A 23,076-nucleotide genomic window follows, 5' to 3' on the forward strand; every position below is an offset into this window, starting at 1 on the left:
GGTTCGGTTTTTTTACACTCTTTAACCCCAGTTAATCCGTTGTTGTAAACCAATCGATCTTCTTGCTAGCTAACAGCTTTTTTTGTCCCTGAAATGAATCGTAAATGCTGAGCTTGTACGTCTTTAAGGTATCCAGACGGAAAATCAGTTCGGAATCACGCTCTGTAATCCGAAATTTCTCTTTTTTGCCCAGTCTGATCTTATCATCATTCACTGACGGATCTAAGGAAACTGCGCCAGCACCAGTACTGGAATCCGAGCTTTTGCCATCAAAATCCTTAAAATCAAATTCTTTCGTAAAAGTCTTATTGCCCTTCTCATCCTCAAAGCCGAAAATAAGCTTGCGTCCCTCGGTGTTCGCTTCGATCCGCAGGTTTTTGGTCAGCTCATAATCAAAAGTGAGCCTGAGCTCATTACGGTCGAGCCACGTATTCACACCACCAATATGAAATGTGTACGGAAACAGATCGACTTTTTCGAAATCATCCTTCACAGCAAAGCTCTCAGTAGGCAGCCAAAATGCTGCGGCATTGACATAAGCGTCCGGTTTGGCATCCTTCTCCGTATATTTGTCCTCAGTTGTGGCCTCACCGATCATGACATGCATGTTCGTTGTCGGAAAACCTTTTGGCAATGTACTGGAAACAAATAACAGAGCGGAGCCCCCCGGACCTACTTTATTCTTGATCTCGGAGATAGCAGCAGGATAAACAGAGCCGTCTATCGTTTTAAATTGTGCAACAAGCTTGGAAACGTCTGTAGAACGCTTCTCCAGATTCGTTGCCTCAAGCTGAACGGTAAAGACGTCTGCCGTATCCCCTGTATAGGTAGTCACACTCATCACTTTATAGCTGGCGCTTCGGCCTACAATAGCTTTTTTGTACAATTCCCCAACATTGACGTAAGGCATATTGAGCAGTTCGGAGCTTTGAGCGAATTTTAACAGCTCCTCTTTCTCGGTTTCACTAGTTTTTTCCTCAAGTACGAGCTTAATCGTGGAAAACTCATACGTATAAGGCATTTTACCTATAAACTGAAAATTCGCTTCGCTCCCTTTGGGGAGCCCGATCATTTTGTCCGTCTTGATTAGCTTGGCATCTACTTTGACATTATCGTCCAGTAAATAATAGCCTACCAGATCCGGTATCGGCAGTGCCTCGACACCTTGATTAAGCAGCGTTAAATTTGCTGTCAAAATATCCTGATCTTCCCACGGCAGGCGTTGGAAGGAGTTCAGCTTGGAGGTGTACGTACCCGCCTTGTTCGTAAAATGATATTCCGTACCTGCATCTACGGTGTCGGGAGCAGACACATCAGGCAGTTGGAAGTACGCAATTGGCAGGTTAAGCTTTAAATCAGCCGCATTCTGAATAATAACGAGCTGCCAGCCTTCCGTGCTGACCGCAATTGGAACGGAGCCAGTTAATTCGATTTCTTTGTTAATCTGCGGATTAATCGACAAATCCTTTAAGCTTTTGGCATCCAATGGGTACATATAACCTTCCGCTGTACGCAGCAAAAACTGATAGGCGGGCACAACCGCCGTGCGATTTCCCGTATTTTCCATGTTGATCACAACGGTAGGCGAGTAATTTTTCTCATTTTTGGTCATAAGCACTTTTTTTATCGAGCCTTTAACCTCTGTGCCCGCCATGTTAATCGTATGGGATTGGTTCACTGGCGTGATCACCGAGTACCCGGCTGGAACCGCAACCTCCCCTAGCTTACGTTCAAAATTCGGCTGCGAGAAGTCCCATTTAATGACCTCAAATACAAGATCGCTAAGCTCGGTCGTTTCATTAACTGATGCGTAAAAGCTGATATCCTGTACCGATTGTGGTGTTATCCGGTTCTTATCCTTATCCTGCGGCAGCACCCTGACAGAGATTTGATTGCCTGATTGTGTCCGCATCCGTACCCAATAGTCGATAAAAAGTAGATCATTGCTCGTATTATTATGGACACTCAAAGTAAAGGAAACCGTCTTGCCGCTTTGCTCCGCTAGCATCGTCACATTCTTCAGCTCGAAGTAGCTGCCTCCCTGAATAGCTACCTTACCGAGCGCAGGGGCCGATCCGGTAGTCAGTACGGCGCTGCTGGACGGCGGTGTTGTGCCGCTATCTGCCGCAAAGGCAGGAATAGCAGAACTTAAGGCCACAACGGCTGACAACAGCAGGATAGCGGTTGATTGTTTAATTATGATCATGATGGGGTTACCCTCCTTAGAGTTTTCCATAGGAAAACTGTCTTCGTAAGCGATACTGTGTTTTCCGTAGGAAAACTGACCTCGTAAGCGATACTGTGTTTTTCTTAATGACTTTGCTTTAGAAAAAACCTTATCTCATCATTGGAACAGCGTTCATAGTGCCAATGGGTCCGTTAGGATTATCCTTCATTTGCTGCAGCATCGCGTCACCATCGGTTTGCCATTTTTTCAGAGCATCCCTGACTTGAACTTTGTCCTGTGCTACGTCTTCAAACAAACGGCGTCCGATATCCTGGACCTGGTAAATATTCGGTTTGTCACGATAAATCTTGCTATCAGGCTGTGGTGCAGGTGTCAAGGTTGTAAATGCTTCAATATGGAACTGCACACCGTCTTTTGGTTTTATGTATTTTTTGCGGGTAACGATATTATAAGAGCTGTTGGCTTTCAGGCGCGCCCAATCCTCGCTATTGATAAACTTGATAAATTTCCATGCATCGTCCACGTTCTGAGCTTTGGCATTAACTCCCATAATCCCGTTCATACTCATATATCCGCCCACATCAGGAGCCTCCGGGTGAACAGGTAAGGTAACAACATCCCAATCAATCGGTGTAAAGCTCTTGATATTTTGTGCACTTTTGTTCGCGTTCGTAATTTGACTCAATTGACCATAGTTAATGATCGACATCGCCACACGTCCGGATAAGAAATCGTCATACTGGAATGGATTAAAATCAGCCCCGCTTGGGTTCGACATTTTGGCTCTCATGGCTGCCTGATCCAACTGTTCAGGAAGCACTTTATCCTTCTTCAGCTGCAGCATCGTTTTCCAGATCTTTTCCCATTGATCGGTATCAACCGTCATTTTCTCGCCCTTCTCATCGTACATCCTAAGCTGAAGAGGAGCTGTGTACATCTGGATTGAATAGAACAGGTCACCCATGGATTGGGTCGAGAAGGAGAATCCGTATTTGCGGTTTTCACCCTCACCTTTACCCAACCGTTTTCCCAGCTCAAAAGCTTCCTCCCATGTCATTTTGTCTTTGGGATACGCCACTCCGGCTTCATCAAACATTTTTTTGTTATAAACGAGTGCAGACGAGTTAAAAGTTGGAGCTAGCGCATACAGCTTTCCGTCACCTGATTTTTTTAGACCTTCGATTACAGCGGGAACCATGTCAGAGGTATCGAACTTATCCTTGGTGATCATCGGATCGAGCTGGGTTAGTAAGTTGTTGTTAATTAAATCAGGGAGCTGATCATAACCGACCATAATAACGTCGGGTGGATTATCGCCCTGCATGACTTCTTTCAGCTTATCTAAAGGGTCTACTGGCTTTTTATTAGGGTCCGGCCGGCCATAACGATAGCTTTCATCTATAGTCGATACGATTTCCAGTTTTATGGTTGGATTCGCAAATTCAAAAATCTCCGTAAATTGCTGACGGAAATATTCATCCTCGCTTCCACCCATTGTCGTTGCAATTCGCAATACACGTTCTGTCTTGTCCGATGCCCCCGGCATTTTCGTGCAGGCCGCCAGCAGCGGAATGGTAAGTCCCGCACAAACGGAAAGCAGCATAGCTTGCTTAACCCATGGCTTCATTACTAAATCCCCCTTTGTTGTAATTGACTAAAATTGGTTAGTACTTTACTAACAGTTGGTTTAATGGATGCTGTTAGCTTGCTTTCAATCTGACAAGCCCTTAGGGGGACGTATAATGATCTTCTCCCCATCGAACTCCATCGATGCCTTGCTATCAATTTTCAATGCCTGTAAATATGTCTTAGGAATTTGCAGCCGTCCGGCACGATCCAGCACGACATATTCCTCATGCACATCCTGCATCGAATGTGAGCCTGTAGACACTTCAGCCCCAGTCTCATCCAAATTAGGATTGCGCTTGATGAACTCCGTGCTGGTCATTCCATCGCGAATCGCTACAACTCGATCCACCTTGCTTGCCAGCTCCATATCATGAGTTACAATCACTATCGTAACTCCCAGCTCGCGGTTCAGCTTTCGAAAAATATCCATGATCATATCCGAGGTTCGCGTATCAACCGAGCCGGTCGGTTCATCCGCCAGCAGCAGCGTCGGCTTGTTGGATAAAGAAATCGCTATCGCCACCCGCTGCTGCTCGCCACCCGACAATTGCTGCAGCTTATTCCCCATTCGTTCTTTGAGGCCAACCCATTCCAGCAGCTGCTTCGCATAGGCTCTATCGTATTGACCACTCAGCATCATTGGCATTTCGACATTTTCCAACGCAGTCAGGTAAGGAACCAAATTACGAGCATTATTTTGCCAAATAAACCCAACGGTTTTACGTTTGTATTGAACAAGCTCCTCGTCGGTAATTTTCAGAAGATTCCACTCTCCAACCTGAACCTGCCCTGCGGATGGACGATCAAGACCTCCCAATATATTCAACAATGTCGACTTACCACTGCCGCTGTTACCGATAATCGCCATCATTTCGCCACTGGCTACGGAAATATTGAGACCTTTGAGAGCGACGACCTCGATCTCGTCGGTTTTGTATATTTTGACAAGCTCCTCACAGCTGATCATCGCTTATTTCTCCTCTCCCAGCTTCACAGCTTGATGAACACGCAGCCTACGAATATGCAGGAACAGCAGCGCTGCTCCAGTCAGCATCATGAACGCCACAACGACATATAACTGATCCGTATCACGCGCATTAAACACAACACGGAACGGCGGAACCTGCGTCTGCACATTTTCTGCCGTCTGCAAGAAAGGCAGGAACAAATAACTGGTCAGCTTGCCAATTCCGATACCGAGTGCAATAGACAATCCTGCTGTAAAGCCTTGTTCCAATAAAAGCATTCCCGTCAGCTGTCTTCGTGAAAGTCCCATCGCACGCAGCACACCAAACTGCACAACCCTGCTGGAAAGATTGAAAAACCAGTAAAGGATATAGCCGATTAATGAAACGAGCACGGAAACCAGAAATCCGAGGCTCAAAATACCAAATACGCCACCACGGGATGGATGCTTATTCTGGGTAATCAGTTCGTTGCGTACGTCCTTGACACTAGCGATTTCAATTTGTTTGGCTGTCAGTGCCTCGACAATAGGAGCGACCTTCGCCCCTTCCTTCATCTTTAACCACACCTCATAAGGAACGATGGGAGCCTGATCATAAATATATTCCAGATTAGCAATGAAAAAAGGTGTTTGGTCCGGATATTGACTCGGCCAATACGGAACCGTAGCAACAACCACAAACTCAACCTGCTGCTGCTGAATGGAAATGTTAATGATGTCCCCTTCCTTGATGTGATTCTTTTGGGCAAAGGAAGTGGGGATAATAACAGCCTGCTCATACGTGCCAAGCAGATTCAGGTAGGAGTTGGGATGCGCTTTGAACAAATCTTTGCGAAACCAGGCAACCTTAGCAAAATCCACATTGTCGATCCCCATCAGCATGCCCTGCCCTAAAGATTTCCCCGAAACCACGACATTACCTTTGGTCCGTAATACTCGTGCCGCATAGTCTATGCCTTCCGTTTGCTTGAATACAATAAATGGAGGCTCCACATATCGCAGCTTGGGAGGAGGCCCGTCCATACCACTGCCAGGTGCACCACCACCCTGCTGACCTGAACCATTATTACCACTGCCTGGAGAGCCGCCGCTTCCCTGCGAGCCGCCATTGCCACCTGCCCCATTTCCACTATCTCCGTTTTGACCAGCACTTTGATCCTGCGGAAGCTCATCGGAAACACCAGTCCACACGGCCTGCACGATTACATCCGTACCATATGCATACAGAATCCGATCGGTGGAGTTCAAATCGATGGTCCTTGCTGCCGATGAATTATACACACCGAGCCCTAAGGTCAGAATAAGCAGCAGCATCAGCGGATAATATGACCCGGCGGAACGCGACAGCTGGGTCAGTGTCAAGTAGATCGGCACCGGGAGGAATCGTTTACCTATCCAACTCCATAAACGGAGCAGCCATGGAAACACTCGCAGGAAAAACAACCCCAATGAAATAATCGATAAAGCCGGTACAAAAAACAGCAAGGGATGCACCTGTAATTGATCCGTAGTGAGCCCAGTTTGAGCAGTTAGCAGCTGCCGCTGATCGAATAAATAATAGCCGTAGCCTACAACCGCAATCAATCCTACATCCAGAAACCATTTTTGCCAAAATGGCGACCGGTCAGCGCGAGCCAGCTTTTGCTTATAGCCCACAATAGATGATCGTGCATACACGATTGCCGGTATGACGCTGGCCAAAATCGCTATGATTACAGCCGCACCTCCGTACAGCAAAGCCTCTGCCGAGACACCAACTGGCACCGATTGGCGATCAACAAAGGTGAGGAAGCCACTGGAGGAACCGATGCTCTTAGCCATGAACCAGCCGAGCATAGGACCCACAATTAGGGCGGTCACCCCAAGCAGAAACCCTTCGAGCAAATAAATACCTATAATTTGCCGGGTACTGCCTCCCCGACTTCGCAAAACAGCAATCACGCTGCGCTGCCGATCCAGAGATTGACGCGCATTCATAACAATGTAATAAAAAACCATCGCAATCATCGGAGCAGCCAAAGTAAACAGCAAAATTTGCAGCTGCAGACTCTGAGATCTGAATTCCTGTAGAATGGGAATGAACGATAAATCGACCCGTGTATTTTTCAACTTCTGATACAAGGTGATATCCAGACGCTCCAGTTTATTTTGTAGTGGAGACAATTGGCTTGTCTGAATCTCCCTTAAGTCAAATGCATAATACCAATTGGCCAAATTGAGCGGAATTTTTTGTTGTTGAAGTATGTAAGTTTGAAATGACTGCTCGCTCATAAAGAGGGTGTTAACCAACCCTTCCATGCCTTGAAACCAATACGGATCTCCGTCCTTGACCGCCTTGACCGTACCTACCACCTTGATTTTGAGAGGTGCGATACCCAAACCTCCGCTGATCGGGTAATTAAATACATCACCGACATGCATATCGTTACGGAACATCGCTTCTTCCAAAATAACTGCTTCAACGACACCATTTTGAATCTGATCCGCATACCATTTCCCCTGTACGAGCTCGATTTGCTCCTTCAAGCCGCTTTGTGCCATCAAGGTCATCTGACGTTTTTTGCTCGGATCGACGGTTTTAGGATCAGCAGGTGATAGCTGGGAGGATCGAATCGAATAGCTTCGGACATAAGCCTGATTAGGAAAGGCAATATCCTTGGGAAGCTCCGTTTGGATGAATTGATTCGCGTCGGCAAGTGCTTCCAGATCGGCTTTGTCGCTCCCCGTTGCCTGGTAACGGATCAGCAGCGAGCCTGCTGGCAGTCCATTGCTCTTCTCTTCTAGCGATTTGCTGACAACACGTTTCAGTGATCCATCTGCATACATCGGTATACTTGTTGTAAAAGCAACAGCCATAATTAAGCCAAGTAGCGAGCTTAAGGTTAGCCAGCGTGTGTTCCACATTTTACGGTATAAAAATCGAAGCATCGGTATCGACATTATCGACCTACAACTTTCTGCCCCGGCGAAAGTCCCTTAAGGATTTCAACATCCGTCGATGTTTGCTGGCCGATCTCTACATCCACTTCTTTTTTATTGCCTTGCTCGTCAACCAACTGTACGTAGTTTCGTCCTGAATAAGAGCGCAGCGTAGACAACGGAATCGTAACCGCCTTTTCCTTGCGCTGAATAATTACAGACACACTGAGCGGTGTGCCCCGATTCAGATTCTGTGGGAAGGAATCCAGCTGGACTACCAAATAGTTGTCAATCGTATCTGGTTGCTTAGGCTGTCCATTGTTTCCCTGACCTCCCATACCCATTCCGTTATTACCTGTATCTGTCTTCGGACTAGGAAGCTGAAGGACTTTTCCTTTGTGCTGGCCTGCGGCATTAATGTCTACGACAACCTCCATACCGATCGCGACCTTTTTTAAATCGTCGGCACTTAAGCTCCCGACAACGGTCAGCTGGGACAAATCAGCAATCGTTGCTACGGCATCATAGGCTTGCGCCGTATCACCCTTTTTCAGAAACACAGAAACAATCGTTCCGGCATAAGGTGCTGTCAGCTTGGCCTTGGCAATCGTACTTTCCAGCTTGTTCAATTCCTCACGTTTCAGCTCGAAATCGATTTTGGCCTGCTCTAGTGACTCCACCGTCATCTCATCCGCTTTGCGCAGAGTTTCGATCATTACAAGCTCATCCTTGCGGGTTTGCAACCGTTTCTGCTTCAGCTGGCTCTCCTGCTCAGTCACATCAAGCTCGGCAATAACCTGCCCTTGCTCTACTTTGTCGCCGCTTTTTACCAGAACACTTTTGATTCTGCGGCTTGCCTCATCGGTAAAATACAGGTCTTCCTCCTGTGTCGCCATCAGCTTGCCGGAGCCGCGCACCTTGGTTTCCAGTGTTTCGGTTTTAACGATGTACTCCGGCTTTTTGGATAACTTGGGAGCAGTTATGACCGGAAGCTTCTCCTCTTCATCCTCCTTCGGCAGCACGGAGCAGCCCGAAGCTAGCACTAGCACAGCCGCTAAACAAGCGATTGCGATAGGCCGGGTGGGTAAGCTACGTGCTGACAAATTTTCCATCCACCATTTCGAATACATGGTCGGCAACCTCCATAATTGTCGGATCGTGTGTCGTCATACATATTGTTACTTGCTCGGTCGTAATAATGTCGCGAAAGACCGCCATTACCTGAGCACCCATTTGGGAATCCAGCTCTGCTGTTGGCTCGTCAGCCAGCAGCAAGGATGGCTTATGGGCAATCGCTTTGGCAATCGCCACACGCTGCTGCTCGCCTCCCGATAACTCGAACGGACGGTGATGCATACGTTTGGAAAGGCCGACCAGTTCCAGGCAATGGGCAGCACGCTGCTTCCATTCCGAACGCGGAACCCCAGCCATACGCAGCGCCAGTTCGACATTTTCCCAGGCAGACAGCAAAGGCATCAAGGCATATGATTGGAAAATAAAACCTATCTCCTTGCGGCGAATTTGTGTGCGCTGATCATCACTACAGCGATGAAACGGATGGTTAAGAAACCGTATTTCCCCCGTATTCGGCTGATCCAGCCCTCCAATCAAATTCAGCAGCGTTGTTTTGCCTGAGCCGGAGCGGCCTTTGAGCATGACCAGCTGCAGCGGATACAGAGACATATTAATACCTTTGAGTACATGCAGCTGACCGCCTCCAACGGGAAACGAACGCTCCACTCCCGAGACGGTAAGAATCGGCTGGGAAGTGTCAAAACGATGTACAATATCAACGCCTTCCGCCCCTTGGGCAGCAATTCCATCATTCAGGATAGGTTCTAAATCGGTTTCTGTCTGGTGCCCATGCCCTTCAGAAACCTTGTTTGTTTGGTTTTTGGGACGAAGCCAGCCTATCATTTTGATCCTCCTAAAGGTGTTCTTACACGAATGGCTACTCGCAAGAAAAACAAACTTTGCAACCATCCAATAGCAATCTTTCATAAAAAGCTTGCTTCACCGTGATTCACCCAGTGTTCATCCACGAACCTGATTTTCCCTAATTTGTTAATAAGTCGAATTTTGACCTTCGATTTACAAAATAAACTCCCTTAATGATAGACGAGTCAAATCAGCAAAAGGTTACAGAATGACAATAAAATTTAACTGGAATGTTGAATCATATCGAATTTAGCTGAAACTTCGACAATAATACGAAAACGGCAGCACATCCTCATCGGAGGTGACTGCCGTTCATTTTAATATTCATAAATTAAATGCACGCAAACCTCAATGTACCCGAATGGTGAGATTCGGATAAGCAGCCTGTATTTCTCCTGCTCTTTTCTCCAAAATAGGAAGCTCAAAGTCAGCCGCAAACAGATCTGGATCTGTCTCAACAGTTACACTCGTACCTGTTTCTTCAGTGGCTCCTACAACCCTCATACCTGTTTGTGGAATACCGTGCTTATAATCCTGTCTGTACACATGGCCGTCTCTACGTATTTCCACTGCTAGTTGATACGATAACGCATTGACAACGGCAACACTTATTCCCTTTTCTCCCCCTGCTGCAAAATACGGTGCACTTAAGCCAGGACGCTGAATATCGGTCAACACGGCCTGTACATTCGGTTTATCGTGACCGCTAAGGCCGCTTACCGGAATACCACGACCATTGTCTGCTATAGTCACAGTCCGATGATCGTGCAGAAAAATATCGATCTGGCTGCAATACCCTGATTGATGCTCTAAAATGGAATTTTCAATTAAAGCCCAAACCAGTAAATGGGGGTCATATCTCGGTTTTTCGACACCTAAATATAAACCCGCCTGATCTCTGGCTTCCGCCATATCCATATAGGTCCCCGTATCCGCCAAATCAGCAGCAGCAGCGAGCAGCAGCAGGACCGGAAGCACCCGATGTGCCGGCAAACTGTATTCGCCCCCCCTCTCTTCCTGAATGAGCAAATCTGCTCCTATTAATGCTTTTGTATGATGATACAATTGACCAGTCGTCCCCATATGAAGCCGCTCTACTAAATCCGTGCCCGTAACGGGTCCTTGAAGGACAGACCTTAAAATATCCAGACGCTGCTTGTTCCCGAGTGCTGATACAATCTTCGCCAGCTTTTCGCCATCCTGGTTAAGCAGACTGCTGATCGGCTGCTCCTGGGCTTTCCATTTGTACTTGATTGCCGAATTACGATATTGCCCAGAATAATAAATGTGCCCAAAATCATCAATCCCCTCGCCGTCGGGATCTGCATGATCACTTGCAATCACACTTTTTCGGTGAGTTTCAATTCCATTTACCTGCACGAGTCTTTGTAATTCATTAAGCTGCTTTTTCAATTCATCCAGTTCCAAACCTAGATCACGAGTCAAAAAGAACACCTCCTATATTATTTAATTACGTTATTACGTAATTAAATAATAACATAACAAACTTGAAAAGTACATGGCTATTATCGAACTCGGAATCCAATTCAACAGCCTTTCAAACAAAACTCAAAGACCCTCACATCCAAGTGGATGTAAGGGTCTCTATACGAGATTGTAGCCATCAACGACTTGCTAGCGCCAAGACAGCTCTAGCTCTAACCCGCAATTATTTCTGACCGAAGCTTTCGAACGCTTATCAACTGTATGCAAACACAGAGAACTTCAATAGCTGTTTCCAGCTCTGATAACGAAGGAAATGTCGGAGCTATCCGAATATTCCGATCCTTTGGATCGTTCCCATACGGAAACGTTGCGCCCGCTTGAGTCAAGGTAACGCCCGCTTCCGCAGCTAAACTGACAACTGCTTGTGCACAGCCATCCAACGTATTCAGACTAATAAAATATCCTCCGTTAGGCTTTCTCCAAGCAGCCAGCTGCTTCCCGCCGAGTTCTTCATCAAGCTTGTTTAGAACCGCATCAAACTTAGGTTTAATAATAGCAGCATGCTGGTTCATATGTGCTGTGATTTGCTCCAGATCGGCAAAGAATCGAACGTGCCGCAGCTGGTTTATTTTATCAGGTCCGATGGTTTGAACCGATAACTGCTTCCGAATATAACCGACATTCGCTGCACTAGCTGCCATAACGGCAACTCCCGAGCCGGGGAAAGTAATTTTGGAGGTAGAAGCGAACACGAATACACGGTCCGCGTTTCCTGCCGCTTTACACGCTGCAAGCATATTTTTCAATGGATCAGGACGGTCTGTTAAATGATGAACAATATAAGCATCATCCCAAATAATCCTAAAATCAGATGCTTTCGTAGGCATCGCTGCCAATCTGTCTACAACTTTATCGGTATAAGTGATACCGTCTGGATTACTATACTTGGGTACGCACCAGATGCCTTTGATCGAATCATCTTCGCCAACCAGCCGCTCAATCGTATCCATATCAGGTCCGTTATCCAGCATATCAACCAGAATCATCTCGATATTAAACAGCTCGCATATGGCAAAATGCCGATCATACCCCGGACTTGGACAAAGAAATTTCACAACCGGCAGCTTCCCCCATGGGGTCTCACTGCCGTACACACCGTGAATCATCGCTCTCGCTATCGTATCGTGCATCATATTCAAGCTCGAATTGCCGCCGATGATGATTTCCTTCGTATCAACTTCAAGCAATTGCGAAAATAATGCCTTCGCTTCGAAAACCCCATCAATACCGCCATAATTACGTAAATCCGTACCGTCCACGGCTTTCAACAAATCGTCTGATTTCACGGTATCCAGCATTGGCATCGATAAATCTAATTGCTCTGGAGACGGCTTTCCTCTGGACATATCCAGCTTTAATTTACGCTCTTTGTAACTGTCGTATTGCTCCTGCAATTTCAATTCGATTTCAGCCAATTCGTTGGCGCTCAAATCACTAAATGCACGCATTCCGATGACTCCCTTATTACAGACCTCCACTGCTGCCGCGGTTACGGTCCGATTATTGGTATTGTGCTTCTCACAATGTGGCGATTATCAATTACATGTATGCCTGCCACTCTTACCGACTGGAACGGAATTTTTGCGAATGCTCCTTGGCCTGCTCTACCGTTGTAATGCGGTTGCGACTCCATTCCAGCAAGATCCGATCAATGTAGCGAAAATGCACCTTGCCCGCGAACACCGCTTCCTTCAATCCTGCGAGTATCAGCGGTTCCATATATTTATCTTTATCCAACCATCCTGTGATGGATTCGAGCTCCATCGGAGTCAATGGGCGGGCAAACTCTTTTTCAAAAATTGAAAAAATATCCTTGCGAGTTTCCGGCTCTGCAGGCTCCAGTGCTTTCTTACGCTGCAGTTCCTCCTCATACCAGAATCCAGCCAACCGTTCCAGCAGCGGGTCCAAATTGTATTTTTCACCCTGTATGCCACTTATAGGATCAATCGCCTCATCAATAGTCAGATGACCCGCTTTCAAAAGCTTTTGCAGCGAAACAATGACCTTATCCGGAGTTACGGACATACGTCCCTGCAGCTCCTCAAGCGTCGGAAACTCCTTACGCTCTTTTTCCATAAAAGCCAATACATGGATCATCAGCATCGCATCGACTTCCGTCAGCTTCAACTGATGATAATGCTTGACCAGCAGGTAAGGGACAGCAATGTGTCCCGCCTTCCAGCCCGCTGCAAAAGCACTCAGCAGCTCCTGCCGCTCATGATCGTTCTCAATTCGTTTCATCCGATCCACCTCTTCATGCCCAACAATTAAGGATACAACCGGTACAGCAGCCTTGGAAAAGCAATCGTCTCCCGTACATGATCCAATCCGCAAATCCAGGCGACCGTCCGCTCCAAGCCAAGACCAAAGCCGGAATGCGGCACTGTGCCATACTTACGTAAATCGAGATACCATTGGTAGGCTTCCTTGGAAAGCTCATGCTCCGTAAAGCGTTGCTCCATCAATTCCGGATCGTCAATCCGCTGGCTGCCTCCAATAATTTCCCCATAACCCTCTGGTGCGATCATATCGGCACACAGTACGACTTCCGCCCGATTCGGGTCCGGCTTCATATAAAATGCTTTGATTTCTGTCGGATAGTTCGTAATAAATACGGGCTTGTCATAGCTTGCTGCTATCGCCGTTTCATGCGGCGCCCCAAAATCCTCACCCCATGCAAATTCATGGCCATTTGCCTTCAGAAACTCAACCGCATCATCATACGATATTCTTGGGAATGGCGCTGTGATGCTCTCCAGCTTGGTCACATCGCGCTCCAGAACCTCCAGCTCCTTGCGGCAGTTGTCCAATACGGATTTAACGATGTACGAGACGAACTGCTCTTGTATCACCAGACTTTCCTCATGAGTCACGAATGCCATCTCCGGCTCAATCATCCAGAATTCGATCAGATGACGGCGTGTTTTGGACTTTTCTGCCCGAAAGGTAGGTCCGAACGAATATACACGTCCCAGCGCCATCGCCGCCGCTTCCATGTACAATTGACCGCTTTGAGTTAAATAGGCATCCTCGTCAAAATACTTTGTTGCAAACAAATTTGTTGTACCCTCGCACGACGAAGGGGTTAAAATAGGCGGATCGACCAATTGAAAGCCACGATCATCAAAAAACTGCTGCACAGCACGAATGATCTGTGCCCGAACCACAAGAATCGCCCGTTGACGCGGCGCACGAATCCATAAGTGACGATGGTCCATTAAGTAATCGACACCATGCTCCTTGGGTGTAATCGGATATTCTTCGGTAATTTGGATAATTTCAATACCCGTCACATTCAGCTCGTATCCACCCTTGCTGCGTGTATCCTCACGTACTGTACCTGTCACATACAGCGAGCTTTCCTGCGTCAGCTTGCCAGCTGCCTCCCAAACCTCTGTAGGCACCTCGCTTTTCACGACTACACCCTGAATGTAGCCTGAACCGTCCCTAAGCTGCAAAAACTGGATTTTGCCGCTGGAGCGTTTATTGTGCAGCCAGCAGCCCATCGTAATCGTTTCATTCGCGTGTTTCTCAACCTCTCGAATCATTGTTAAATGTTGACTCATCGCAGCTTTCCATCCTTCCTTCATCTAATTTGCATGGCTATTTACGTAGGCAGGCACTTATAACCTCTACAACCATTATATCCATTATCTTGGCTATTGTACTTTCTGCCGGTCCACTATTAATCGATATGTATCACGAGCGATGACTAATTCCTCATTTGTAGGAATAATCAGCACCTTTACTCGAGAAACCGCAGTTGAGATCGCCCTGTCTACATGTGCGCGCTGTCGATTCGCTTCCTCATCGAGCTCAAGCCCCAGGAACGTCAAATTCCGACATACCGCCTCACGAAGAACAGATGAATTCTCACCTACTCCCGCCGTAAATACAAGGACATCCAGACCATTCATGGCCGCGGCATAAGCGCCAATATATTTACGCAAACGATACTCATACATATCAAAGGCCAAAGTCGCACTTGGATCACCTGCAGCCATCGCTTGCTGGATTTCCCGCATATCGCTGCTAATGCCCGAAATCGCCATTAAACCGCTATGCTTATTCAGCATGGAATTGACCTCATTCATGGTCAATTCCTCTTTGCCCATGACATATGGAACAATAGCAGGATCAATGTCTCCACTACGCGTACCCATCATGAGTCCTTCGAGTGGCGTCATCCCCATACTTGTGTCGATGGATTGTCCGTTTAGTATAGCAGCGCAGCTGGCTCCATTGCCGATATGGCAGGTCACCATTTTCAGCTCGGCAAGCGGTTTTCCTATAAAGCTGGCCGCACGTTCACTTACGTATGCGTGTGACGTTCCATGAAAGCCATAGCGCCGCACCTGATGCTTTCTATATAAAACAAATGGAACCGGATAAAGATAGGACTTCGCAGGCATGGTCTGATGAAAGGCCGTATCGAATACGACAACCTGAGGTACATCGGGCATATTCAATTCCACAGCATGAATTCCCATCATATGCGCAGGATTGTGCAGAGGAGCGAGATCAAACAACCGCTTAATCTCCCGTTTGACCTCCTCATTCACAATCACAGAGCTCGAGAACGATTCTCCTCCATGCACCACGCGATGCCCAACTGCATCAATATCGGACACAGAAGCAAGTACCCCATGCTCCTTGTGTACAAGAATATCCAATACCTTGCGAATCGCCGTAGTATGATCCAAGATTTCGGCTACCTGGCGAATTTCTGCCTTACCTTCAGGCTCATAACTTAGAATCGCCGAATCCATGCCGATCCGTTCGACCCTTCCGCTAGCCAAAACCGTTTCATTATCCATATTGTACATGAGAAACTTCAATGATGAGCTTCCCGCATTAATAACTAAAATATTCATAGACGATCACCATCCCTGTCATACCGGAAAAAACCTTGTCCTGTTTTGGTTCCCAGCTCCCCCGCCCGGACCATTTGCTTCAATAGTACAGCCGGTCTGTATTTGACATCTCCGAACTCGCGGAACATTCGCTCCATAGCCACCAGTACCGAATCCAATCCAAAACGGTCTGCCAGCTCCAACGGACCATAATGGAAGTCGTACCCCAAGCGCATTGCCATATCAATATCCTCAGCACTAGCGACTCTCTCTGACAACGTATGCATCGCTTCATTAATAAGCACGCAGATTAATCTCGTTGTCACGAAACCTGGAGATTCATAGACTTGCACTCCGTGTTTTTGTATCGTTGTCTCAACGAACCGCTTCGTTTGCGAGAATGTCTCTTCTGAGGTTTTTAATCCTCTAATAATTTCCACCAGGTGGATTCGAGATACCGGATACAAATAATGCATGCCTATCACCCGTTCCGGGTGCGCTGTGGATGCCGCAATTTCAGTCAAACTGAGCGTCGAGGTGTTGCTGGCCAAAATAACAGGCGCTGGGCACAGCATATCCAATTGCTCAAATAGCAGTTTCTTTTGTTCTAAATCCTCGCTGATCGACTCAATAACCATATCGCAGTCCGTTAGGAGGCTCATATCCGTACTTTTATGAATGCGGGATAAAATCAGCTTTTTCTCAGCAGCCGTAATCGCCCATTTTTCCATTTGCTTATCCAAACTATTTTCAATATGCTCCCAGGCTTGCTCCAGCTTCTGTGTCGTTCTGTCAATTAAAATCACATCGAGGCCCTGGGCCGCCAGCATCTCCGAAATCCCCTGTCCCATCGTGCCTCCGCCGACAACTCCGACCTTGCTCCATTGCATACAACAGTCCTCCCCAGACGCTTGATCTCTGTTTCTATATGAACGCCTATCAGAGTCATTATACACAACATAGGGTCGAAAAAAAAATAAGAAAATCAGCAAGCAAATAAAAAGCCCGTAGCTGCCACAGCAGCACGAGCTTTCCATGAATCTTCTATATATTCTAGTAAAATTTTATACGCCTTGAATAGCAACGATAGTTTTGGTATCCTGCGATTCAAAAGCAGCGAGAATAACATTTAATGATTTCAAACCTTCTTCTCCGGAAATACGTGGAGGTGTCGAAGTGACCAAACTTTCAACGAACTCATCAATAACTCCGCTCGTTACTTGCTTCTCGTTAGTCGCCATAGCTCCAACTCTATGCTTTTCTACAGAACCATCCTTCATCAGTACAATGACCTGATCTTCAGGGTCCGTACCGATTTGCAAGCAGCCGTTCTCGCACCATAAAACTGTGCTGTTATCTTGACCTTTGTAGTAGGTCCAGCTTGCGACTAGTGTTCCAATCGTGCCGCTCTTCATCCGCAGCAAACAAGTGGAGTTATCATCGCACTCTGTGCCTTCTTTATGCAGCGTACCCACAAAAGCAGCCACTTCAACAACTTCATCCTCCAGCAGCCAACGAATCAGGTCGGACTTATGTACACCCAGGTCGCCCATAGCACCCATAATTGCTTCTTCTTTACGGAAAAACCAGCTGTTACGACCATCAATACTCCAGCCCTCTGGACCTGGATGTCCGAAGGATGTGCGGAATGTTAATACTTTACCCATTTTGCCCGATTCCAAAATTTCTTTGGCTTTTACATGGGGAGGCATCAAGCGCTGGTTGTGACCCACCATCAGGTATACATTGTTTGCCTTGGCCGCTTCGATCATAGCCAGCGCATCGGCTTCGTTCGTTGCCATTGGCTTCTCAACCAGTACATGTGCACCGGCATTAGCAGCAGCAATGGAAGCAGGAGCATGCAATACATTCGGCAAACAAACACTGACTGCATCCGGCTTCTCGGCACTCAGCATTTCTTCATAGTTGGTATAAGCTTTAGCGCCATACAAGTCCGCATAATGCTGGGCACGTTGATTCACAACATCACAAAAAGCAATCAGTTCCACATTAGGATTGTCCGCATATTCGGGAATATGTCTTTTTTCAGCAATAGAACCACAACCAATAACCGCTACTCTAATTTTACTCACTTATCTCAGCTCTCCCATTCAATTATGATGGCATGGACTACATTTTCATGCATGATTTACTCTTAAAATGCAGACAGATAATGTTCTTTTACCCATCCCAGACTGGTCTCTACACTTTCAATCGGTGGATTCGCGCAGCGGTCCTGCTCCACAATCAGCCATTCCACGCCGGCATCGGAGGCCGCTTGAATCACATTTTTCAGATCAACCTCGCCTTTACCCAGCTCGACGGTGTCCATTTGATCCGCATCGCTTGTTTTGAAATCCTTTAAATGCAGCAATGGCAGTCTGCCTGTATAGCGTTTTACGTACTCAAGCGGGTCTTGACCTGCGTATTGCACCCAACACACGTCCATTTCCACAAGAACATTTTCAAGTGTTGTCGAAGTATACATGGAATCAAATACGAACTCGTCACCGATTTTCATTTCGAATTCAAATGCATGGTTATGATAAGCAAACTTAAGTCCCGCTTCACGTACAATTTGACCCGCATGCTCGAAAAATTCAAACAGCGTTTGCCAAGCCTGTGGACTTTGACGGTCCTCTACAGCAATATGTGGAATGATATAATATTCAGCGCCAATCGTTTTTAGGTAAGCGATTTCTTTTTGAATATGGGTTCGTGTATTAACGAGACTCACATGAGCACCAATGGCTTTAAGATTCAATTCTTGCAATAGATCTCTTAATTCCTCAGCCTCCATACCCCCATATCCTGCAAACTCAACACCTTCATATCCAAGCTCTGCCACACGACGCAAGATTCCTCGAAAATCCTCAGCCATAGCATCACGAAGTGTATACAGCTGTAAGCCAATACCCATTCTTCTCATATCGGTCAAGTCTCCTTCAAAAGTATTTGTATTTGATTCCATTGTAATCAATAATGCCCTATAATAGCTATGAACGATGTGGTTATCACATGAACAATCTGGCTACAAAATCAAACGAGGTGTTATCGTGCACTCCCATATATTAACCTGCGGCTATTCGTATCATTCACAAAAATTCACGAACAGCTATAAAGAAGGCGTGACCACCTATTTATTCCGACTGCAAACCGAAGGCTGCTGCTATGCGCAAGTGAACGGCAATATGACACTGATCGAAACGGGCGACCTCCTGTTATTCAAGCCGGGTGACGCTTATGATCTGCGGATCGATGAGCATATAAACAAGCTGCAGCAATCCGTAGTATCAAGCGGAGACTACTATATTATGTGCAAGGGCGACTGGATTAACGAATGGTGGGGCAAGTCTTCGAAACCTCAAAAGATACGGATCGCTGTTAATGAACGTATACTTACGATCTGGCGGCAAATTATTTTGGAAAAACGGCGGTATGAAGAAGACAACAAGGAGCTGTCCGATTATTTACTGCGCGCGCTTTGTCTTTACATAGATCGTGCGATTTCCGAGAACCATTCGCGCCATGGCAGCTCATTTCTAGCGACAAGAATGAAAAGCTTTATAGAGGAGCACGCCATTTTGCCCTTAAAGATCGAGGATGTGGCCAATCATGTCGGCATCAGCGTTTCCCGAGCGGTCCATCTGTTCAAGGAATGCTTCAACAAAACGATCATTCAGTATACGCAGGAAATCCGCCTGTCCACCTCGGTCGAACGCATGGCCTACAGCTATTTAACCTTGGAGCAGATTGCGGAAACGTCCGGTTTTGGCAGCTATTCATATTTCCACCGTGTATTTCGCGATAAATATGGCGTGTCTCCCAAGACGTTCCGGATGAACAGTCTGACGGGACAGCTGGAGAAAAAGGAATTAGAGTCGCTGCATCTCTGAGAGCGATACTCAGAACACAGAAAGCCAAGCTCAAGCACCGTGGAAAATAAGGATTGAAACAGCTGCTTCCTACTCAGGAGGCAGCTGTTTTAATCCTTGCAAAATGGAATCCATTCCTCTATTATGGATATTAAAGATCTATATTGGTTTTATTTATTATTCTATTCAATGGGTACTGGAATACGTTTCATTTGCTAAAAAAGATGTTTTTGCAAGATGAGCTGATCTGCTTCATTTTAATTAAGCACATTACAGATTCGGGAGGATGGTCATCATGGAATCTCTATTTGATGTAGGTATTATCGGCGGTGGACCGGCAGGTCTGAATGCAGCCCTTATGCTGGGAAGAGCAAGAAAGACTGTCGTGGTCATAGATGAAGAACGTCCAAGAAATCGGGTCACTCATGAATCCCATGGTTTTCTTACCCGAGACGGCATCACGCCAAGCGAGTTTCGGAGAATTGCAAGGGAACAAGTTGTCGCTTATCCCTCCGTTCGTTTTGTTGCAGACCGTGCTATAACGATCGTGGGTTTAGATGGGAATTTTCAAATAACTACCGCACAAGGGATCACCTTCCGTGTCAAAAAGCTGCTTTTTGCAACTGGGATGAAGGATGCTCCTCTCGGCATTGAGGGATTGACCGATGTATATGGAAAGAGCGCCTTCGTATGCCCCTATTGTGACGGCTGGGAATTGAGAGATCAGCCTCTCGTTCTGATTGCCAGCGGCGCCAAAGCCTTCCACATGGCCAAAACATTGCCTGGATGGTCTCGCCACTATACAATCTGCACGAATGGACCCGATGGTTGGACCGACGAGCAGCGTAACGAGCTGCAACAGCATAACGTTCCTGTTTTCGATCATCCGATCCTGCGCATTGACTCCCAGGAAGGTCAAGTACAGCAAGTCGTCCTACATGACGGCACAGCCATTCCGTGCACAGGAATTTTTTTCGCGCCGAAGCTTGTTCCAGGTTCGGACTTACCAGGAGCAATTGGCTGCCAAATCACAGAAACAGGAGTTGTCATTGTCGATAGCTTCGGTAAAACCAATATATCAGGAGTTTACAGTGCCGGAGATTCAGCATCGGAATTATATCAACTGATTGCAGCTGCATCGGCGGGATCAATGGCTGCAATGGCGATCAATGGCGAGCTGCTTACAGAGGCTTGGAACAACGGTATTTAAGCCTTTTATCCACCATGCACATATTCCAATAAATGCTCTGCATCCTATGGGATAAGGGAGTGTCTGAGCTTGGCTTCCCTAATATCCTACAGACAGTCTCAGACTTAAAAATTTTCGATGGCGCCGATTTTGTGTAATAATAGAAACTGGCATTATTTGCTTGCCTAGATCGATGTGGACAAAATCGGTTTTCTTGTCGAAAACTTTATTGAGGTGCAGATATGATTACAATCGGCTTAACCGGATTCGGTGACCATGAAGAATTATATGGCAAGCTTACTCAAGCGAAACGGCTGCCTACTTATAGCGAGCATTTCCCCATCGTTGAGCTGGATAGCCCCTTTTATGCCGTACAGCCAGTAAAAAACTATGTAAAATGGGTTCATGACACCCCGAAGGATTTTGGATTCATCGTAAAGGCCTATCAGGGAATGACCGGGCACCTGAGGGGAAAGAAAAACTTTTTCGAAACAACGGATGCCATGTACGAAGCGTTTCATGTATCCATCCAGCCGGTCATTGATGCCGGGAAACTGACGATGGTTCTGTTTCAATATCCGCCTTGGTTCGAGTGCAGCCGTGAAAATGTTGCTGTACTTCGTGATACGCGAAAACGGATGGGCAGTGTGCCTTGTGCGCTCGAATTTCGAAACCAGAGCTGGTACGCTCCCGAATTTCGCGAGCGGACGCTCGATTTCATGAGCAAAGAGAACTGGATTCATACTGTAGTTGATGAACCGCAAGCAGGAACGGGCTCCATACCGATCGTAGCGGTAGCGACTTCCTCCGAGATCACCTATGTGCGCATGCATGGCCGCAATGTGCAAGGCTGGCACCAGAGCAACCACCCTGATTGGCGCCTTCTCCGTTATTTGTACCGCTACAATACGCAAGAATTGACGGAATGGCGTGACAGGCTGCTTGAATTGGAAAAGTCCTGCAAACACATTTACGTCGTCTTCAATAACAACTCCGGCGGTGACGCAACGGATAATGCCAAGGAACTTATGCAGATGCTCGGTCTCAAAACTCAGGCTTTGCCACCCAAGCAGGCCGATTTATTTGAGGATATTTTATAAAAATTGAGGAAAAATATGAGCTTATTAATCCATTTAATCGGGTATAAGGGGGAGCATTGGACTCGTTAAGGATGATATCCTGCGGATTCACGAGCTTGCATGAGAAAATCAAACTGAAGGAGTTCAATGCTCATTCATTTAAATTGTGACATATATTCAAATGCGGTTGTTCCATAAACACTTTTAAAATGTTTATTTAAATGGGTTAAATCAACAAAACCGCATGCAGCAACTGCTGAATAAATATCTCTACTTTTTTCGATTAACTGCTTTGCACGTTCGATTTTGCAGTTAAGAAAGTATTGATAGGGTGAAATTCCAGTATGTGACTTGAATAATCGGATAAATTGAAACTTAGATAAGTGAAGCTCGTTGCTGATCTCGTCGAGCTTAGGCACCTTTTCCAGATTGGTATGCAGCATGTCCTTTGCTTTGCAAATTAACGCGTTATCCTTCTTATCGTCTGTCGAAAACTTCGTTTGAATGAGGCTATCTGTGAGGGACAGAAGCAACTCACTGCATAATGCCTCGTCTTTTTCGCTCAATATTGCATGGGAAAGACTTAATATTCGTTGTTCAATTCGATCATTATAAATAATCGGGTTTGAAAATCGTACGGTATCTTTTTTTTCAATAATTTCCAAAAGCAATTGTGGCTCAATATAGAGCATGACATAATCCAGTCCGGTCTTATCATGTGCCATTCCGTCATGGGCCTGTTCCGGATTAAAAAGCATGACTCCATTCTGATAGGATAATTGTAAACTGCCCTCTAAGTTATACTCTTGAATCCCGCGTACCGTTACTCCAATGGCATACTCCTGGTGAGAGTGTTTTTTATACGTAAAATCAGTAATACTTGCTGATAACGCTGTAATTCCCGCAGATTTTTTATAAATAAATCTGTTCATT

Annotated in this window: 18 protein-coding genes; 3 read left to right on the forward strand and 15 right to left on the reverse strand. The window is 46.3% G+C overall.

What is annotated here, in order from left to right; translation table 11 throughout:
* Positions 1–31: 31 nt before the first annotated feature.
* From BM210_RS16455 to BM210_RS16520, 14 genes are all read right to left on the reverse strand, one after another.
* Entirely contained in the window at positions 32–2,206 is a 2,175-nt protein-coding gene (locus BM210_RS16455) for a hypothetical protein (RefSeq protein WP_091170198.1), read from the reverse strand.
* Positions 2,207–2,336: 130 nt separating this feature from the next.
* The gene (locus tag BM210_RS16460; protein ID WP_091170200.1) at positions 2,337–3,815 is read right to left on the reverse strand and encodes an ABC transporter substrate-binding protein; all 1,479 of its coding nucleotides are present in this window, start codon (positions 3,813–3,815) and stop codon (positions 2,337–2,339) included.
* 84 nt (positions 3,816–3,899) lie between these two features.
* On the reverse strand, positions 3,900–4,784 hold the full coding sequence (locus BM210_RS16465; protein ID WP_091170201.1) for an ABC transporter ATP-binding protein: 885 nt from the start codon (positions 4,782–4,784) through the stop codon (positions 3,900–3,902).
* 3 nt (positions 4,785–4,787) lie between these two features.
* Positions 4,788–7,724, reverse strand: coding sequence for an ABC transporter permease (locus tag BM210_RS16470; RefSeq protein WP_177237842.1), 2,937 nt, complete (start codon positions 7,722–7,724; stop codon positions 4,788–4,790).
* Positions 7,724–8,833, reverse strand: coding sequence for an efflux RND transporter periplasmic adaptor subunit (locus BM210_RS16475; protein WP_091170204.1), 1,110 nt, complete (start codon positions 8,831–8,833; stop codon positions 7,724–7,726). Before BM210_RS16475 ends, BM210_RS16470 begins: the two co-directional genes overlap by 1 nt.
* Positions 8,793–9,617, reverse strand: a complete 825-nt coding sequence (locus BM210_RS16480; protein ID WP_371263488.1) for an ABC transporter ATP-binding protein — start codon at positions 9,615–9,617, stop codon at positions 8,793–8,795. Before BM210_RS16480 ends, BM210_RS16475 begins: the two co-directional genes overlap by 41 nt.
* A gap of 372 nt (positions 9,618–9,989) precedes the next feature.
* Complete coding sequence (locus BM210_RS16485; RefSeq protein ID WP_091170208.1) at positions 9,990–11,087, reverse strand: ATP-binding protein; 1,098 nt, start codon at positions 11,085–11,087, stop codon at positions 9,990–9,992.
* A gap of 212 nt (positions 11,088–11,299) precedes the next feature.
* Entirely contained in the window at positions 11,300–12,595 is a 1,296-nt protein-coding gene (locus tag BM210_RS16490) for an aspartate aminotransferase type Ic (RefSeq protein WP_091170210.1), read from the reverse strand.
* 112 nt (positions 12,596–12,707) lie between these two features.
* Positions 12,708–13,388 carry a DnaD domain-containing protein gene (locus tag BM210_RS16495; RefSeq protein ID WP_091170211.1) on the reverse strand — a complete coding sequence of 227 codons (681 nt, stop codon included), beginning with the start codon at positions 13,386–13,388 and terminating at the stop codon, positions 12,708–12,710.
* 26 nt (positions 13,389–13,414) lie between these two features.
* Positions 13,415–14,713 carry an asparagine--tRNA ligase gene (gene asnS, locus BM210_RS16500; protein ID WP_091170214.1) on the reverse strand — a complete coding sequence of 433 codons (1,299 nt, stop codon included), beginning with the start codon at positions 14,711–14,713 and terminating at the stop codon, positions 13,415–13,417.
* Between the two features lie 93 nt (positions 14,714–14,806).
* Positions 14,807–16,021 (reverse strand): acetate/propionate family kinase, encoded by a 1,215-nt coding sequence (locus BM210_RS16505; RefSeq protein WP_091170218.1) that lies wholly within the window; start codon positions 16,019–16,021, stop codon positions 14,807–14,809.
* Positions 16,018–16,890, reverse strand: a complete 873-nt coding sequence (locus BM210_RS16510; RefSeq protein WP_091170220.1) for a 3-hydroxyacyl-CoA dehydrogenase family protein — start codon at positions 16,888–16,890, stop codon at positions 16,018–16,020. Before BM210_RS16510 ends, BM210_RS16505 begins: the two co-directional genes overlap by 4 nt.
* Positions 16,891–17,064: 174 nt before the next feature.
* Positions 17,065–18,093: a Gfo/Idh/MocA family protein gene (locus tag BM210_RS16515; RefSeq protein ID WP_091170223.1), complete on the reverse strand. Its 1,029-nt coding sequence runs from the start codon at positions 18,091–18,093 to the stop codon at positions 17,065–17,067.
* A 62-nt stretch (positions 18,094–18,155) separates the two neighbouring features.
* Positions 18,156–18,929: a sugar phosphate isomerase/epimerase family protein gene (locus BM210_RS16520; protein ID WP_091170226.1), complete on the reverse strand. Its 774-nt coding sequence runs from the start codon at positions 18,927–18,929 to the stop codon at positions 18,156–18,158.
* Positions 18,930–19,056: 127 nt separating this feature from the next.
* On the opposite strand from BM210_RS16520, the gene BM210_RS16525 reads away from it, so the two are divergent.
* The 3 genes from BM210_RS16525 to BM210_RS16535 all read left to right on the forward strand — a co-directional run bounded on the left by BM210_RS16525 (position 19,057) and on the right by BM210_RS16535 (position 22,164).
* Positions 19,057–19,896 (forward strand): helix-turn-helix domain-containing protein, encoded by an 840-nt coding sequence (locus BM210_RS16525; protein WP_177237846.1) that lies wholly within the window; start codon positions 19,057–19,059, stop codon positions 19,894–19,896.
* A 274-nt stretch (positions 19,897–20,170) separates the two neighbouring features.
* Positions 20,171–21,085 (forward strand): NAD(P)/FAD-dependent oxidoreductase, encoded by a 915-nt coding sequence (locus BM210_RS16530; RefSeq protein ID WP_091170231.1) that lies wholly within the window; start codon positions 20,171–20,173, stop codon positions 21,083–21,085.
* A gap of 221 nt (positions 21,086–21,306) precedes the next feature.
* Positions 21,307–22,164 (forward strand): DUF72 domain-containing protein, encoded by an 858-nt coding sequence (locus tag BM210_RS16535; protein ID WP_091170233.1) that lies wholly within the window; start codon positions 21,307–21,309, stop codon positions 22,162–22,164.
* A gap of 134 nt (positions 22,165–22,298) precedes the next feature.
* Here the strand turns inward: BM210_RS16535 and BM210_RS16540 are convergent, their stop codons facing one another.
* Entirely contained in the window at positions 22,299–23,075 is a 777-nt protein-coding gene (locus tag BM210_RS16540; protein WP_091170236.1) for an AraC family transcriptional regulator, read from the reverse strand.
* Position 23,076 lies beyond the last annotated feature (1 nt).

Source organism: Paenibacillus sp. 1_12, from assembly GCF_900114475.1.
Lineage (GTDB): Bacteria > Bacillota > Bacilli > Paenibacillales > NBRC-103111 > Paenibacillus_S.